The sequence below is a fragment of the Nocardiopsis sp. LOL_012 genome (assembly GCF_048060475.1).
In the GTDB taxonomy this organism is placed as follows: domain Bacteria; phylum Actinomycetota; class Actinomycetes; order Streptosporangiales; family Streptosporangiaceae; genus Nocardiopsis.
Genome location: NZ_JBHMIV010000048.1, coordinates 1 through 14,643, shown reverse-complemented (window position 1 = coordinate 14,643; position 14,643 = coordinate 1). Strand labels below are relative to the sequence as shown.

Annotated in this window: 14 protein-coding genes and 1 riboswitch; of the genes, 7 read left to right on the top strand and 7 right to left on the bottom strand. The window is 69.7% G+C overall.

Features of this window, described 5'->3' with window-relative positions:
• Positions 1 to 549: 549 nt before the first annotated feature.
• From ACFHWE_RS22150 to ACFHWE_RS22140, 3 genes are all read left to right on the top strand, one after another.
• Positions 550 to 1,134, top strand: a complete 585-nt coding sequence (locus tag ACFHWE_RS22150) for a class I SAM-dependent methyltransferase (protein ID WP_416603792.1) — start codon at positions 550 to 552, stop codon at positions 1,132 to 1,134.
• Positions 1,135 to 1,309: 175 nt separating this feature from the next.
• Complete coding sequence (locus ACFHWE_RS22145) at positions 1,310 to 1,735, top strand: anti-sigma factor (RefSeq protein WP_416603790.1); 426 nt, start codon at positions 1,310 to 1,312, stop codon at positions 1,733 to 1,735.
• A gap of 68 nt (positions 1,736 to 1,803) precedes the next feature.
• Positions 1,804 to 2,535 (top strand): RNA polymerase sigma factor SigF, encoded by a 732-nt coding sequence (locus ACFHWE_RS22140; RefSeq protein WP_028648491.1) that lies wholly within the window; start codon positions 1,804 to 1,806, stop codon positions 2,533 to 2,535.
• Between the two features lie 41 nt (positions 2,536 to 2,576).
• Here ACFHWE_RS22140 and ACFHWE_RS22135 read toward each other — a convergent pair whose 3' ends face one another.
• A complete protein-coding gene (locus ACFHWE_RS22135) occupies positions 2,577 to 2,966 on the bottom strand; it encodes a hypothetical protein (RefSeq protein WP_416603789.1) in 390 nt (129 codons plus the stop codon).
• 121 nt (positions 2,967 to 3,087) lie between these two features.
• On the opposite strand from ACFHWE_RS22135, the gene ACFHWE_RS22130 reads away from it, so the two are divergent.
• Both ACFHWE_RS22130 and ACFHWE_RS22125 read left to right on the top strand, forming a co-directional pair.
• Positions 3,088 to 4,020 carry a diacylglycerol/lipid kinase family protein gene (locus ACFHWE_RS22130; RefSeq protein WP_416603787.1) on the top strand — a complete coding sequence of 311 codons (933 nt, stop codon included), beginning with the start codon at positions 3,088 to 3,090 and terminating at the stop codon, positions 4,018 to 4,020.
• Between the two features lie 284 nt (positions 4,021 to 4,304).
• Positions 4,305 to 4,559, top strand: a complete 255-nt coding sequence (locus tag ACFHWE_RS22125) for a WhiB family transcriptional regulator (RefSeq protein ID WP_028648488.1) — start codon at positions 4,305 to 4,307, stop codon at positions 4,557 to 4,559.
• Positions 4,560 to 4,575: 16 nt separating this feature from the next.
• On the opposite strand, the gene ACFHWE_RS22120 is transcribed toward ACFHWE_RS22125, so the two are convergent.
• Positions 4,576 to 6,123, bottom strand: coding sequence for a sensor histidine kinase (locus ACFHWE_RS22120; protein WP_416603785.1), 1,548 nt, complete (start codon positions 6,121 to 6,123; stop codon positions 4,576 to 4,578).
• Between the two features lie 142 nt (positions 6,124 to 6,265).
• Between ACFHWE_RS22120 and ACFHWE_RS22115 the strand changes: the two genes are divergently transcribed.
• Positions 6,266 to 7,006 (top strand): GntR family transcriptional regulator, encoded by a 741-nt coding sequence (locus ACFHWE_RS22115; protein WP_416603783.1) that lies wholly within the window; start codon positions 6,266 to 6,268, stop codon positions 7,004 to 7,006.
• Between the two features lie 10 nt (positions 7,007 to 7,016).
• On the opposite strand, the gene ACFHWE_RS22110 is transcribed toward ACFHWE_RS22115, so the two are convergent.
• From ACFHWE_RS22110 to ACFHWE_RS22095, 4 genes are all read right to left on the bottom strand, one after another.
• On the bottom strand, positions 7,017 to 8,351 hold the full coding sequence (locus tag ACFHWE_RS22110) for an HD-GYP domain-containing protein (RefSeq protein WP_416603782.1): 1,335 nt from the start codon (positions 8,349 to 8,351) through the stop codon (positions 7,017 to 7,019).
• Positions 8,351 to 9,658, bottom strand: a complete 1,308-nt coding sequence (locus tag ACFHWE_RS22105; protein WP_416603810.1) for an HD-GYP domain-containing protein — start codon at positions 9,656 to 9,658, stop codon at positions 8,351 to 8,353. Before ACFHWE_RS22105 ends, ACFHWE_RS22110 begins: the two co-directional genes overlap by 1 nt.
• Positions 9,659 to 10,489: 831 nt before the next feature.
• On the bottom strand, positions 10,490 to 10,798 hold the full coding sequence (gene rsrA / locus ACFHWE_RS22100) for a mycothiol system anti-sigma-R factor (protein ID WP_416603781.1): 309 nt from the start codon (positions 10,796 to 10,798) through the stop codon (positions 10,490 to 10,492).
• Positions 10,795 to 11,514 (bottom strand): sigma-70 family RNA polymerase sigma factor, encoded by a 720-nt coding sequence (locus tag ACFHWE_RS22095; protein WP_416603779.1) that lies wholly within the window; start codon positions 11,512 to 11,514, stop codon positions 10,795 to 10,797. The genes rsrA and ACFHWE_RS22095 overlap by 4 nt, the downstream gene beginning before the upstream one ends.
• Before the next feature lie 305 nt (positions 11,515 to 11,819).
• Here ACFHWE_RS22095 and ACFHWE_RS22090 point away from each other — a divergent pair, with 305 nt between their 5' ends.
• Positions 11,820 to 12,641, top strand: a complete 822-nt coding sequence (locus tag ACFHWE_RS22090) for a methyltransferase domain-containing protein (protein WP_416603777.1) — start codon at positions 11,820 to 11,822, stop codon at positions 12,639 to 12,641.
• 41 nt (positions 12,642 to 12,682) lie between these two features.
• Here ACFHWE_RS22090 and thiC read toward each other — a convergent pair whose 3' ends face one another.
• Positions 12,683 to 14,359 (bottom strand): phosphomethylpyrimidine synthase ThiC, encoded by a 1,677-nt coding sequence (thiC, locus tag ACFHWE_RS22085; RefSeq protein ID WP_416603775.1) that lies wholly within the window; start codon positions 14,357 to 14,359, stop codon positions 12,683 to 12,685.
• Positions 14,353 to 14,464: riboswitch (TPP riboswitch) on the bottom strand. Its footprint overlaps the gene before it by 7 nt.
• Positions 14,465 to 14,643 lie beyond the last annotated feature (179 nt).

Below are 14,643 nucleotides of genomic sequence, written 5' to 3'. Positions count from 1 at the left end.
TTTCAAACCCCTCAGGTTTCGCTGTACGCCCGACGCCGGCCATGACGTGGGCGGACTCGACAGTGGCGATGCCGCACGCGAAGACGTGTGAGTGCTAGGGGAGCCCTCCGGGACAGTGGGCCGCCGGTGCCACGGCGGGGTGTCCGGGGAGGGGCGTTCTTCGCTGGACTCTTATGCGAGTGCAGTGCGGCCGCCTCTCACGGGGTTGACCCGTGCCGTGATTCTCTCATAACGGAGCCCGAAGGAGAATCGCGGGGCGCGAACTATAGACCACACCGAAACATCCGCTCATGCGACACATGGCTTCGAAGTATCTGAAAACGGCTGTGGCTCCGCCGGAACAGGCGTGTTCGGCGTGTCGGACGCCCCCCTTCGTGTAATGTGACCCATATCACAAGTGAATCGCTCAACCCGAACCCGTCCCTCCGCGTGTTCATCAGGGGCGGTCCCGCTCTGTTCAGGGAAACACCCGCCACGCGACTTGACCCGACGCCTCACTGGTCGCAGAGTCATTGCGCAGGGGCATCCTCATCGCTTTCAGGGGACGACATGGACCCGCTCACCGAGCGCGCACGCAGGACCTGGAACCGCCGGGCGGCCCTGGACGCCCTGAGCGGGATGTTCGAGCCCCCCGCACTGAGACGCACCCGGGAGATCCTGTGCTCGGGGGCCCGCGGAGAGACCCTGGAGGTCGCCGTGGGCAGCGGGCGCAACCTCCGCCACTACCCGCCCCAGGCCCGGCTGACCGGCCTCGACCTCAACCCGGAGATGCTGGCGCGGGCCCGCGAGACCGCGCGGGACCTGGGGGCCCTGGTCCGCCTCGTCGAGGGCGACGCCCAGGCCATGGGGTTCCCCGACAAGACCTTCGACACCGTGGTGTGCGTGATGGGCCTGAGCGTGGTCGCCGACCGGCACAGCGCCATGGCCGAGATGTACCGCGTGCTGGTGCCCGGGGGACGCCTGCTGTTCGTCGACCACATCACCCACTCGCGGCTGCCCTCGGAGGAGAGGCGGCGCGAGCGTGCGCGCACCCTCCACCGGGACTCCGCGACCGCCGCCGGCTTCGACGTGGGCCACCACGACCACCTCGGGTTCGGGACGGTCGAACGGATGGTCGCCACCCGGCCGGACTGACCGCCGCACGGGGCGACGCACGCGCCGCCGCGGTTCTTCCCGAAAGCCCGAACCGGCGCTCCCCGCCGTGTTCAGAGCTCCGCGCGCGGACACGATCCCGCTTCCCTGCGGCGGGGGGAGGGCGAAACGAGATACATTGCAGTCAAGCGGCAACCTCGCCCCCCGAAGGAGGGACGTGACCGAAGAAACCGCTGTGCCCACGGCCGACGCCATCGGAATCCGGGACGCCGTCACCGTCACGCTGCCCGCGGACAGCGCGTATCTGTCCGTCCTGCGGACGGCGACGGCGGGTCTGGCCGCACGCCTCGACTTCACCCTCGACGAGATCGAGGACCTGCGTATCGGGGTCGACGAGGCATGCGCCATGCTGCTCACCCAGGCGCTGCCCGGCACAGAACTGACCACAGAGTTCGAACTCACCCCCGAGGCGATGCGCATCTCCGTCTCGGTCATGACCGCGGACGGACGCCTGCCGGCGCGCGACACCTTCGCCTGGACCGTCCTGTCCGCGCTGGCCGGGGACGTCGACGCGGGTGTCGGGGTGGACGACCGCGTCCACATCGTCCTGTGCAAGCACCGCGGCACGCTGGAGTCCACGTGAGCGAAAGGGGGCCCGCTCTGACAGCGAAGACCGAGCACGCCGTGCCCGACCGGGCCCGTGCGAGACAGTTGTTCGAGCGCCTGAACGAGCTCGACGAGGACTCGGAGGAGCGGCGCCGGATCCGCGACGAGCTGGTGGAACTGCACCTCCCCCTCGTCGAGTACCTGGCCCGCCGCTTCCGCAACCGCGGCGAGTGGCTGGACGACCTCACCCAGGTGGCCACGATCGGGCTGATCAAGTCCATCGACCGGTTCGACCTCGAACGCGGGGTGGAGTTCTCCACCTACGCCACCCCGACCATCGTCGGTGAGATCAAGCGGCACTTCCGCGACAAGGGCTGGGCCGTGCGGGTCCCCCGCCGCCTCCAGGAGCTGAAGCTCTCACTCACCAAGGCCGTGAGCGACCTGTCGCAGCGGGAGGGGCGCTCCCCCACCGTGGCGGAACTGGCGGCGCACCTGCAGATGACCGAGGAGGAGGTGCTGGAGGGCCTGGAGTCCGCCAACGCCTACTCGACCGTGTCACTGGACGCGCCCGACAGCGGGGACGAGGACGCCCCGGCCGTCGCCGACTCCCTGGGGATCGTCGACGAGTCGCTGGAGGGCGTCGAGTACCGCGAGTCGCTCAAACCGCTCTTGGAGCAACTGCCCCCGCGGGAGAAGCGCATCCTGCTGCTGCGCTTCTTCGGCAACATGACGCAGTCGCAGATCGCCCAGGAGCTGGGCATCTCCCAGATGCACGTCTCGCGCCTGCTGGCGCGCACCCTGGCCCAACTGCGCCAGGCGCTCACCACGGACGACTAGACGGTGTCTCCCGGTTCGTACCCGGGCCGACGACCGCGGGGCTACTCCCCCTCGTGTGGGGGGAAGAGCGCCGCGGTCGTCGGCGGGGCCAGGACCGCCCCGCCGGCGCCCAGCGCCACGGCGAGCATGACCCCGCCGATCGCGTGCTGTCCGCTGGTGAACATGTAGTAGGAGACCACCGCGAGGAACAGCGCGGTGACGACCACCGGTGTGCGGGCCCACTCCCGCAGCCGCCACAGGCCCACCGACACGTACACCAGGAGCGCGCCGACTCCCACCCCCAGGAGGGCGAGCGGCAGCGCCGAGGTGAGCGAGGCGGCCCGGCCCGAGAACGCGGTGAAGAGGCTGTACAGGCCGCCGGCCGCGGCCGCCGCCCCGACCAGGGCTTCCAGTACCGCCGCGACGACGACGGTGAAGGGACGTGTAGACACCCGGAAAGCCTATACGCCCCCGGCGGCAGCCCTCCTGGAACCTCCGCTCCGCCCGTCGCCGGGCGGCTTCGGCGCCCCGGGGCACAGCACAGCCTTCGGGGACAGCTCCTAGACTGAGGGCGTGCGCGCCCTCTTCATCGTGAACCCCCAGGCAACGACGGCCACGCCCCGTATCCGGGAGGCGATCGTCGACGTACTCGCCCAGGAACTGGACCTCACCGTGGTCGAGACCGCCCACCGCGACCACGCGAGCACGCTCGCCCGGGACGCGGCCGGGGACGGGTTCGGCGCGGTGCTGAGCCTGGGCGGCGACGGCACCGTCAACGAGGTGGTCAACGGGCTCCTGGCCGCCCCGGAGGGGCCGCCGCGCCCCCGCTACGCGGTGATCCCCGGCGGAAGCGCCAACGTCTTCCTGCGCTCGCTCGGCCTGCCCGGCGACCCCGTCGAGGCGGCGCAGACGGCGATGGAGGCGCTCCGGCAGGGCCGTGAGCGCGAGGTGAACCTGGGCCGGATCACCAGCGGCGAGGACGACCGCTACTTCACGTTCTGTGCGGGGTTCGGGTGGGACGCGGACGTGGTCCAACTGGTGGAGCACGAGCGGTCCCAGGGGCGCAAGGCCACGCCGGCGCTGTACGCGGAAGCCGCCATGAAGCTGTTCTTCCGCGGTGACATCAGGGATCCGTCCCTGCGAGTGGTCACCGAGGACTCGGTTCTGGAGGGCTCGTATTTCGCCATCGTCACCAACACCACACCGTGGACGTACGCGGGTGCGCTGCCACTCCAGCCGACCCCGGATTCGCGTTTCGAGCTGGGCCTGGACGCGTTCGCGCTGACCGACTCCTCACATACCGCGGTGGGATGGGTGCTTTCACAGATGCTGTTCCCCAAGGGTCTGCCGGCGGAGGGGGAAGGCTACACCACCTGGCATGACCTGGGGTCACTGGAGATCTCCTCGTCCCATCCCAGGGCGTTCGAAATCGACGGCGAGTACCTGGGTGAGCGCGAACGGGTCACCTTTCACTCCGTACCGAAGGCGCTACGCATCTTCTGTTAACGGTCAAGAAAGCGATTATTAACAGACCGTGTGACGCATCCGACACGCCGATCGGGGAGTTCCGAGCCGGGCAACTCTTGCACCGGCTTCCGAAGCCTGTCACGCTCAAGATATCGCCTCGAGTTACGGGCGAGTTAATCGGGCGCTTCCCACATGGCCGTGTGTGGAACACGATCCGTCCCGGCCTACCCCCTCCGGTGGGAACCTTCCACCGGGCGCCCCGCGCACCTTGATCGTGAAAAAGTTCACAACCCCCGATCACCTCACCGTGAGGAGTGGACCGCATGGACTGGCGCCACGAAGCAGCCTGCCGTGACGAAGACCCCGAGCTTTTCTTCCCCATCGGCAACTTCGGCCCCGCACTGATCCAGATCGAAGAGGCCAAAGAGGTCTGCCGCCGCTGCCCCGTCAGCTCCGCCTGCCTGAGATGGGCCCTGGAGAGCGGACAGGACGGCGGCGTGTGGGGCGGCACCAGCGAGGACGAACGGCGCGCGATGCGCAGGCGCGGCCTGGCGCGGCGCCCGATGGTACGCAGCTAAGGCGACCCGGCGGATGCTAGGGCAGTGACCCCTCCTCGTGCTCCACGGGCAGGCTGATCGCCACCTCCGTACCGCCGTCGTCCCTCGGCTCGACCGCCAGGGTCCCCCCCAGTTCGCCCACGATGAGGGTCCGCACGATCTGCAGACCCAGGCTCGTCGTCCCCTCCAGGTCGAAGTCCTCGGGCAGCCCCCCGCCATCGTCGGAGACCGCCAGCTCCAGAACGCCCGCCTTGGCACCGCCGGGCACCGCGTCCGAGCGGCGTACCCTGACCTCGATGTTGCCGGGGCCCTGCCCGAGGCCGTGCTCCACCGCGTTCTGCACCAGCTCCGCCAGCACCATCGACAGCGGTGTGGCCACCAGGGCCGACAGCAGGCCGAACCCGCCGGTCCGCCGGGGCACCACCGTGCCGCCGGTCGAGGAGACCTCGGCGGCCATCTGCATGACCCGGTCGGCGATGTCGTCGAAGTCCACGACCTCGTCGGGCGTGTGCGAGAGCATCTCGTGCACGATCGCGATCGAGCCCACCCGGCCGACGGCCTCGTCCAGCGCCGCGCGCGCCTCGGGCACGTCCAGGCGCCGGGCCTGCAGGCGCAGCAGCGCCGCCACCGTCTGGAGGTTGTTCTTCACCCGGTGGTGGATCTCCCGGATGGTCGCGTCCTTGGTCATCAGCTCGCGCTCGCGCCGCCGTAGTTCGGTGACGTCGCGCACCATCACCAGGGCTCCGATGCGCACCTTGTCGATGACCAGCGGTATCGAGCGCAACTGGACGGTGACGCCCCGCGCGTCCACCTCCGCCTCCTGCGGCGCCCGGCCGCTGGCGGTGTAGGTGAGCGCCTCGTCCCGTGCCTCGCCCTGCGCCGCCAGTTCGAGGGTGGTGCGGTCCAGGCGCGCCCCCACCAGGTCCGCGGCCAGGCCCAGCCTGCGGTAGGCGGACAGCGCGTTGGGGCTGGCGTAGACCACCTCGCCGTTCTGGTCGAGCCGCAGCAGCCCGTCGCCGACCCTGGGCGAGCGGACCATGAGGGGCCCCTGGTCGCTGAAGGGGAACGCGCCCTCGGCGATCATCTGCGCCAGGTCCCCGGCGCTCTGGAGGTAGGTGAGCTCCAGGCGGCTGGGGGTGCGCGCCGAACTGAGGTTGGTACTGCGCTGGATGACCCCGATGAGGCGGTCGCCCCGGCGCACCGGGACGGTCTCCTCGCGCACGGGCACACCCCCCGACCAGTCGGGGTCGCCGTCCCGGCAGATGCGCCCCTCACGCCAGGCGCGGTCGATGAGGGCCAGGCGGCCGACCGCGCGCGGCATCGGCTTGGCGGAGGAGGGGTCGCCCATGTCGTCCCGCAGCACCGTCTCCACCAGATCGTCCTGGAACGCCGTCGGGCCGGTCGTCGGGCGCATCTGGGCGACCGCGATCCAACCGTCGTCGTCGCGCAGGCGCACCCACAGGACGAGATCGGCGAACGACAGGTCCGCGAGGAGCTGCCAGTCCGAGACCAGGGACTGGATCCACTCCATGTCCGCCTGCTTGAGCGGCGTGTGTCGCCGGATGAGATCACTGAGGTGAGGCACTCACAAATCATCCCATGAAGGCGTGCATACTCAAGAGGTACGCACTCGACCAGTGGTCCACACCAATCGGCGGTCTTCGTACCGCCCGACCGACCGCCGCGGCGAGGCGTGTGGACCGAGCGGGACGCCTTGGAGGAGACCGATGGCAGGTCAACGCACACTGGACGGCAACCCGCGGGTGCCGAAGTACTACCAGGTGAAGAAGCAGCTCCTGGAGCTCATCGAGGCGATGCCCGCGGGCAACCCGGTACCGCCGGAGCGGGCCCTGGCGACGCAGTTCGGAACCTCCAGGACCACCGTGCGCCAGGCGCTGACCGAGATGGTGGTGGAGGGGCGCCTCCTGCGCATCCAGGGCAAGGGCACGTTCGTCGCCAAGCCGAAGGTCGCCCAGATCCTCCAGTTGACCAGTTACACGCAGGAGATGCGGGCGCACGGGCTGCACCCGGCCACCCGGATCCTGGACGTGAGCTACATCAACGCCGACGACCAGCTCGCCGAGCTCCTGGCGATCCGCTCGGGCGGGCGCGTGCTGAGAATCGAGCGGCTACGGCTGGCCAACGGCGAACCGATGGCTGTGGAGACGGCGCACCTGGCCGCGCGGCGCTTCCCCGGACTGCGACGCCAGCTCGACCGCTACGCATCGCTCTACGAGGCCCTGGCGAGCGCCTACGACGTGTCGCTCGCCGAGGCCGAGGCCTCCATCGAGACGGTCCTTGCCACACCCAACGAGGCGCGGCTGCTGGGGGTGGACGTGGGGCTGCCGCTGGTCCTGCACTGCCAGCACAGCTTCGACGGCGACGGGCACCCGGTGGAGTGGGTGCGGTCCCTGTACCGCGGCGACCGGTATAAGTTCGTCACACGCCTGCGCCCCCCGACAGACTGACGCGAGGGCTTCAGGCCCGGGCCAGGACGGTCGCCAGGGCGTCCACGACCCTGGGGTCGTACTCGCTGTCGGTGTCCATGCGGAGCCGCTCCAGGACGGCCGCGCGGCGGACCTCGTCGTCGCTCCCGCCGACCAGGTCGTCGAAGGCGTTGGCGACCTTGATGATCCGGCTGCCCAGCGGGGGCGCGCCGGCCTCGCCGTCCCCGGCCACGGGCTCGCACTGGCGACGGACGATCTCGGCGACCTCGTCCAGGACGCCGGTCTGGCGGATGATGGCCGACCCGAGCTCGGCGATCCGGCGCTGCTCCTTGGGCGAGGACAGGACGGTCGCCCCTCCGGCGATGGGCTCGTGCAGGGACAGTTGTCCGATGTCGTGCATCAGGGCCGCGTACTCCAGTTCCAGGAGCCGGTCCTCGGAGAAGCCCAGTTCACAGGCGATCCCGTGCGCGAGGTGGCTGACGCGGCGGGAGTGGCCGTTCTCCACGTAGCCGCCGACCTCGGTGACCCTGGACAGCGCGCGCACCGTCTCCAGGTAGGTACGGCGCACCACCGCGTGGCGCCGGAAGGCGATCTGGGAGACCAGGAGCGGGGCGCTGAACACCAGAAGGCCCACGAGGCCGGTGACGGTGCAGGCCAGGGCGATCAGGACCCCGCTCGCGCCGATGGCGGCCCCCGTGGCGAACTGGGCGCGCACCTCGTCCCGGGCCGCGACCAGCAGGCCGGTGCGCAGCCGTTCGGCGCGCACCGCCGCGGCCACCACCGCGTCGACCAGCCAGGCGCACATCACGAGGAGGGTCATCAGTGCGCTGAGCCCGACCGAGGCCTCCGTCAGGGAGAGCGTGTCGGCCAGCGGGCGAAACAGCACGGCGATCAGCACCACGGTGAGCAGGCGGCGGGCGAGGTCCTCCACCCGCGGCCCGCGGCCGACCGCGACGTAGGGCAGCTCCCCCAGCGCCATGCCCAGGGAGACGACGGCGATCACCTGGGCCGCCGGGTGCTGGACGGGGTCGCCGCCCAGGCTGATCAGCAGCGCGTAGCTGATCGCGCCCGCCGAGGCGATGGGGGCGACCTCCCGGTGGCCGGGCAGGGTGATGCGCGACATCTCGCCGCCCGTGATGACCAGGCAGAAGGCCAGGGCGACGTAGGGCTGGACGGTGCCGTGCACCGCGGTCGAGACGAGGGCGAAGAGCGCCGCGGCACCTGCCGCGCCGACGAGCACGGCCCGCAGGGGGCGCGTGGTCCGCCAGAAGGGGCCGTGGGGCCGGTGATGCCGGAGCGCGCCGCCCTCGGGGCCGGTCAGGGGCCGCCGGGAGGGCGGCTCCCCGGTCTCCCGCTCCTCCGCCATCACTCGCGCCCGCCGGTCACTGCCTCGGCGGGCGCGTCGCCGCCGCGCGCCGCGGCCCGGTCGTCGGCGGGGGAGCCCTGTTCGGGCACCGTGTAGCTGCCGCCGGGCGGTTCGGCGACGTCGGGTGTGCTCCAGCCCTCGCGGGCGACGGCCCGCACGAGCGCCTCCACCATCCGCGGGTCGAACTGGGTCCCGGCGCAGTTGCGCAGTTCGGCGATGGCCTCGTCCACCGGCCACGCCTTCTTGTAGGAGCGGGTGGAGGTGAGGCAGTCGAACACGTCGGCCACGCTGATGATGCGGGCGGACTCGGGGATCTCCATCCCCACCAGCCCCATTGGGTAGCCGGTTCCGTCCAGCTTCTCGTGGTGGTGGCGGATCCCGTCCAGAGCCTCGTCGAGGAAGCTGATCTCGCGGACGATCTCGTAGCCGCGCGTTGGGTGCAGCTTGATGACCGCGTACTCCTCGTCGGTGAGCCTGCCCTGCTTCTGGAGCACCTTGGTGGGCACCCCGAGCTTGCCGATGTCGTGCAGCATCCCGGCGTAGCGGATCTTCTGCACCCGCTCGGCGGGCATGCCGAGCTCCCGCGCGATCATCGCGGATGCCTCGGCCACGCGCATGCAGTGGCCGCGGGTGTAGTGGTCCTTGGTCTCGACCGCCTGGCACAGGGTGGCGAGGGTGGCCTCGTGGGCCCGCGCCTCGGCCGCCTGCTGGGCGAAGGTCCAGCGGGCGATGAACAGGGGCAGCAGGACCATCAGCGGAGCGATGACGCCGACCCCGCCCCACACGGCCGCGATGGCCAGGCCCAGCATCTGGTAGCCGATGGAGGACAGTTCGACGGCGGCCAGCGGACGCCAGTTGACCGGGCGCCTGCCCTGGGGCCGCTGGCCACCCAGTGTCCACATCAGCGCGCCGACGAGGGCGGAGTTGACCGCGGTGTGGGTCAGGACCGCGACGAGGTAGGGCGCTATGACGGCCGGGAAGTCCTCCCGCGCCAGCGGGCCCACGCTGCCTCCGCACAGGAGGTAGGCGTGCCCGGCAGCATATCCGGCCAAGGCGAACTGGGCCCCGTTGAAGAGCCGTTTCACCAGGTTCTGTCTGCGGATGGTCAGGCAGGAGGCGAACCCCACCGCCGCCGCGCCCACGGGCCCGACCAGGACGACAGCGGCGAGCGATACCGCCGAGCTCGGCGACATGCCCATCTTGCCGTGTGAGACGACGATCGTACTGATGGACTCGGCGACCACGAAGAGGACGGCCACCAGGACCAGTGTCTTGAGGTGGATCCCCGAATACGGCCCGACCAACACGATGGCGACGGCGCTGGCGATGATGGTTCCGACATAGACGCGTGCGCCACCGGGAAGAGCCCGCACCCCCGTTCACCCCCTGCCGACGACGACTCAGACTGTCATGATTTCACCGGTTCTGTTCTACCACCAGGACCATCCGGCGAAGGCGGATACCGACCAAAGAACCATCATCACGACGTGCACCATACCGATGAACACGGTTGTCCCCTCTCCCCCGAGTCACACACGTGCCCACTCCCTGGACACGCGGAATAAATTACCCCATTCGTTGGATATGGAGTCCAGTTTAACGGCCAAGCGTGGCCACCCGATTACCCATGACCCGAACCGTACCCCGAACACACCCAGAAGAGCATCGATGATTCCATCATATGGAAGTATTAATTCAATTAGGAAACCATCGATCTAACTCTACGTAACACCAGAAGAGCGACTGAGACCGCGCAACCCCCGACCCCCACGGAGAAATCCGCACAGTAGGACACCTATACCCACCAGTCATGACTACACATGGTCACACCATCATACGGCGACCAAGATCGACGGGAAAAATCATTCCGAGTCGATCACGACACGAAAGAAGGACGCGCCACCGGGCGTGTCGCCGCACAGCGGCGGAACCAGCCTGCCCGCAAGTCGACCAAAACCACATCAGGAATACGGAATAATCCAATAAACAATAATAATAATGACAGAACGCCCATAGCATGACATTCGACTTTAATGGCTCATCTGCGGCACGCGCACTCCGCGCACGATACGGGGCGGCGGTGTCGGAGAATTCTCCGACACCGCCGCCCCGTGCGCCCGCCGTTTCGCGCCCCCGAGTCAGGTGGGGGTCCCGGGCCGTTCCACTCCCGCCTCACGCGCCGCATACTCCTCACGGGCCCGCGCCAGCCGTCCGAGGACCTTGTCCCGCAGGCCCATGGGAACGGGGTCGCACCCGCAGTGCTTGGCGACCAGCCGCTTGACGGCCTCCTCCAAGCCGTACTCCTCCAGACAGGGCCGACAGTCGTCCAGGTGCTCGCGGACCTGGTCGCAGTTGTCGTCCTCAAGCTCACCGTCGATATAGGTGTAGAGCTTGTCCAGCACCTCGCTGCACGGGGTGTCCTTGTCCTTGCCGTGGCCGCCGCTCATCGCCGATCTCCCCGATCCGACCCACTCGCCTGTCCCCGGCCCTCCCCGGACGCGCCCCGCCCCGCGGTGGCGGAGGCCGCCTTTACCGGCAGGAACCCACGATCCACCGCGTACTCCTCCAGAAGCGAACGAAGCTGGCGGCGCCCACGGTGCAACCGGGACATGACCGTTCCGATCGGCGTCCCCATGATCTCCGCGACCTCCTTGTAGGCGAAGCCCTCGACATCGGCGAGGTACACCGCGATCCGGAAGTCCTCGGGCAACTCCTGCAACGCCCGTTTCACATCGCTGTCCGGCAGGTGTTCGAGTGCCTCGGCCTCGGCCGACTTCAGCCCGGCGGCCGTGTGCGAGGCCGCCTGCGCCAACTGCCAGTCCTCGACGTCCTCGGTCCCGGCCTGCTTGGGCTCCCGCTGCTTCTTGCGGTAGGAGTTGATGAAGGTGTTGGTGAGGATGCGGTACAGCCATGCCTTGAGGTTCGTCCCCCGCTTGAACTGGTGGAACGAACCGAACGCCTTGGCGAACGTCTCCTGGACGAGGTCCTCGGCGTCCGCGGGGTTGCGGGTCATCCGCAGCCCGGCCGAGTAGAGCTGGTCGAGAAAGGGCAGCACGTCCCTCTCGAAGCGCTCCTCGCGCTCGCGTACCGTCTCCTGGCCCTCCTCGTGGCCCTGTTCCAAGCCGGTCGGCCTCCCTACGCTGGTCCCGGGTGGAGCATCCATACCCCAAAGATACGGTCCGGCCGACGGAATCCACGCACCGCCGTCGCGTGGCACCGACACACGCTCCTTCTCAAGGCACGCACTGGCTCTCGGCATGGCCCTCCTTCCCAGGGAAGCGTCTCCGGGGCGTACTCGCCCGCGCGGTGACGGTCACAACAACGTTCTCTGCGGGCTGATTCCGGTGACAGGGCACCCGTTCACCCCCGATCCGGTTCCGTTCGGAGCGCGAACTTCGCTGATCGGCTGCGTCTGTGGAGGTGAGTCATGGGAGAGTGCGGGTAGGACCATTTCAGGATGGGAGAGGAGTGCACGTGCAACCGTCCTCGACTCCGGCCGCCGATCGCCCCCGGTCCCCGGCCGCCCAGTTCTCCGCCCCCAACAGGCTCTCGGACTACTGGCGCTTCTACTGGGCCGTCGCCGAAGCGCAGATCGGCGGCTGGCTCCCCTCCGCGCCCGCGAGGCTCCTCGACCTGTCGAGCCCCGACTTCCAGGGCACGCACCGGGCCGTCGCCTCCGGACACGACGTCGTCACCCTGCTGCCGTCGCCGGACATGGCCATGCGCCGCCCCCTGACCCTCGTGAACGGGCGCGCGGTCCCGCCCAGACCCGCCAGACGCGGCCGGATGTGCTCCGTCGTGGGCGACTCCGCCCTGCTGCGCGCCTTCGCCTCCGAGTCCTTCGACGGGGTCATCGCCGACAACCGCGTCCTGTCCCGGCAACTGGCGACCGAGGCCTCCCTCGCGGAGATCACGCGGGTCCTGCGCCCCGGCGGCCGGGTGCTCGCCTGCGTGGACTCCGTGGTACTGGGCATGGCCCTGCTGGCCGAACAGGACTGCTGGCCCGAGCTCAGCCACGCCCCCAGCGCCGACGTGCTCCTAGTCCCCTGGCCGGACGGCTCCATTACCCGCTGCTTCACCGCGGAACAGCTCACCGAGTGTCTGGCGGACGCCGGGCTCGAACTGGAGTGGCTCAAGCCGCGCACGGTGCTGTCGGCCTCCACGGTCGAGATGATGCTGGCCCGCGACCCCAGATCGATGGGCCGCCTGGTGGAGATGGAACTGCGCGCCACCGAGTCCGACGACTACGTGGGCGTGCACCTGGTGGCCAGCGCCCGCAAACCCGGCTGAGGCGCGGGGCGCGCCGGAAACCGACGCACCCCGCGCACGGCTCAGTCGGCCATCGGCAGGTAGACCCGGCCGCCCGAGGAGGTGAACTCCGAGGACTTCTCCGCCATGCCCCTCTCCACGGCCGCCACGGTGTCCAGCCCCCGCTCCCGGGCGTACTCGCGCACGTCCTGGGAGATCCGCATGGAGCAGAACTTCGGCCCGCACATCGAGCAGAAGTGCGCCGTCTTGGCGGGTTCGGCGGGCAGGGTCTCGTCGTGGTAGGCCTGCGCCGTCTCCGGGTCCAGGGACAGGTGGAACTGGTCGCGCCAGCGGAACTCGAACCGCGCCCTGGACAGCGCGTCGTCCCACTCCTGCGCCCCGGGGTGCCCCTTGGCCAGGTCGGCGGCGTGCGCGGCGAGCTTGTAGGTGACCACACCGGTCTTGACGTCGTCCCGGTCGGGCAGCCCCAGGTGCTCCTTGGGCGTGACGTAGCAGAGCATGGCCGTGCCCAGCCACCCGATCTGCGCGGCGCCGATCGCGGAGGTGATGTGGTCGTAGCCGGGGGCGACGTCCGTGGCCAGGGGGCCGAGCGTGTAGAACGGCGCCTCGCCGCACAGCTCCTCCTCCAGGCGCACGTTCTCCGCGATCTTGTGCATGGGGACGTGGCCCGGCCCCTCGACCATGACCTGCACGTCGTGGGCACGGGCCAGATGCGTGAGCTCGCCGAGGGTGCGCAGTTCGGCGAACTGGGCCTCGTCGTTGGCGTCGGCGACCGACCCCGGCCGGAGCCCGTCCCCCAGGGAGAAGGTGACGTCGTACTCGCGCAGGATCGCGCAGAGCTCCTCGAAGTGCGTGTAGAGGAAGCTCTCCTGGTGGTGGGCCAGGCACCAGGCGGCCATGATCGACCCGCCGCGCGAGACGATGCCGGTGACCCGCCGGGCGGTGAGCGGCACGTACCGCAGCAGGACCCCGGCGTGCACGGTCATGTAGTCGACGCCCTGTTCAGCCTGCTCGATCACGGTGTCGCGGTAGATCTCCCAGCTCAGCCGCGCGGGATCGCCGTCGACCTTCTCCAGCGCCTGGTAGATGGGGACCGTGCCGATCGGGACCGGGGAGTTGCGCAGGATGCGCTCCCGGGTCTCGTGGATGCGCTTGCCGGTGGACAGGTCCATGACGGTGTCGGCGCCCCACCGGGTGGCCCACACCATCTTCTCCACCTCCTCGGGCACGGAGGAGGTGACGGCGGAGTTGCCGATGTTGGCGTTGATCTTGACCAGGAAGTTCTTGCCGATGATGGTCGGTTCGGACTCGGGGTGGTTGCGGTTGACCGGGATGACCGCCCGGCCCACGGCGACCTCCGAGCGCACGAACTCGGGGTCCGCGCCCTCGCGTTCGGCCACGAAGCGCATCTCGGGGGTGATGGTCCCGGCCTTGGCGTGGGCCAGTTGTGTGACCGCCCCGCCCACCGGCGGCAGGGAGTCGATCCACGGCCGCCGGGCCGGGGGCAGGCCGCGGTGCACGTCGATGTCGGCGGAGGGGTCGGTATAGGGGCCGGAGGTGTCGTACAGGTCGAAGTGGCTGCCGTCGCTGAGCTCCACCCTGCGCCGGGGAACACGGAGCGTGAAACCGGCGGGGTCGTCGATCTCGCGGTAGACCTTGCGCGATCCCATGATGGGACCGGTGGTCACCTGGCCGCCGTCACTAGCGGAACCGGGGGAACGACCGTCGCTGGACGTCATGGCATGCCTCCCTACGTCGGAATTACCCGAACAGGTTCTGCGGTCGGCGACACCTTTGAGCCGCCCTCTCAGCCCGCCATGGCGCGAGCTCCCGCGTTGCAGTTGTCACAGGCCCTTGGGCCCCGCACACCATAACCGGGGGCGCGGTGCCCCCGTCCATCACCCCGGGGTCAGAAAAGTGTGGCGCTGTGCTGGCCTGAACCTCCGCTTCGCTTCGGCCCGCCCGTCTCCCACCACCACCCTCAACGGACGCCTAGCGGCGCGGTCCTTGCCCTGACCGTCTC

Excerpts from the sequence above, each read along its gene's own strand:
- ACFHWE_RS22150 (WP_416603792.1), top strand. The coding sequence starts at position 550 with ATGGACCCGCTCACCGAGCGCGCACGCAGGACCTGGAACCGCCGGGCG.
- ACFHWE_RS22125 (WP_028648488.1), top strand. The coding sequence starts at position 4,305 with ATGGACTGGCGCCACGAAGCAGCCTGCCGTGACGAAGACCCCGAGCTT.
- ACFHWE_RS22115 (WP_416603783.1), top strand. The coding sequence starts at position 6,266 with ATGGCAGGTCAACGCACACTGGACGGCAACCCGCGGGTGCCGAAGTAC.
- ACFHWE_RS22110 (WP_416603782.1), bottom strand. The coding sequence starts at position 8,351 with ATGGCGGAGGAGCGGGAGACCGGGGAGCCGCCCTCCCGGCGGCCCCTG.
- rsrA (WP_416603781.1), bottom strand. The coding sequence starts at position 10,798 with ATGAGCGGCGGCCACGGCAAGGACAAGGACACCCCGTGCAGCGAGGTG.
- ACFHWE_RS22095 (WP_416603779.1), bottom strand. The coding sequence starts at position 11,514 with ATGGATGCTCCACCCGGGACCAGCGTAGGGAGGCCGACCGGCTTGGAA.
- thiC (WP_416603775.1), bottom strand. The coding sequence starts at position 14,359 with ATGACGTCCAGCGACGGTCGTTCCCCCGGTTCCGCTAGTGACGGCGGC.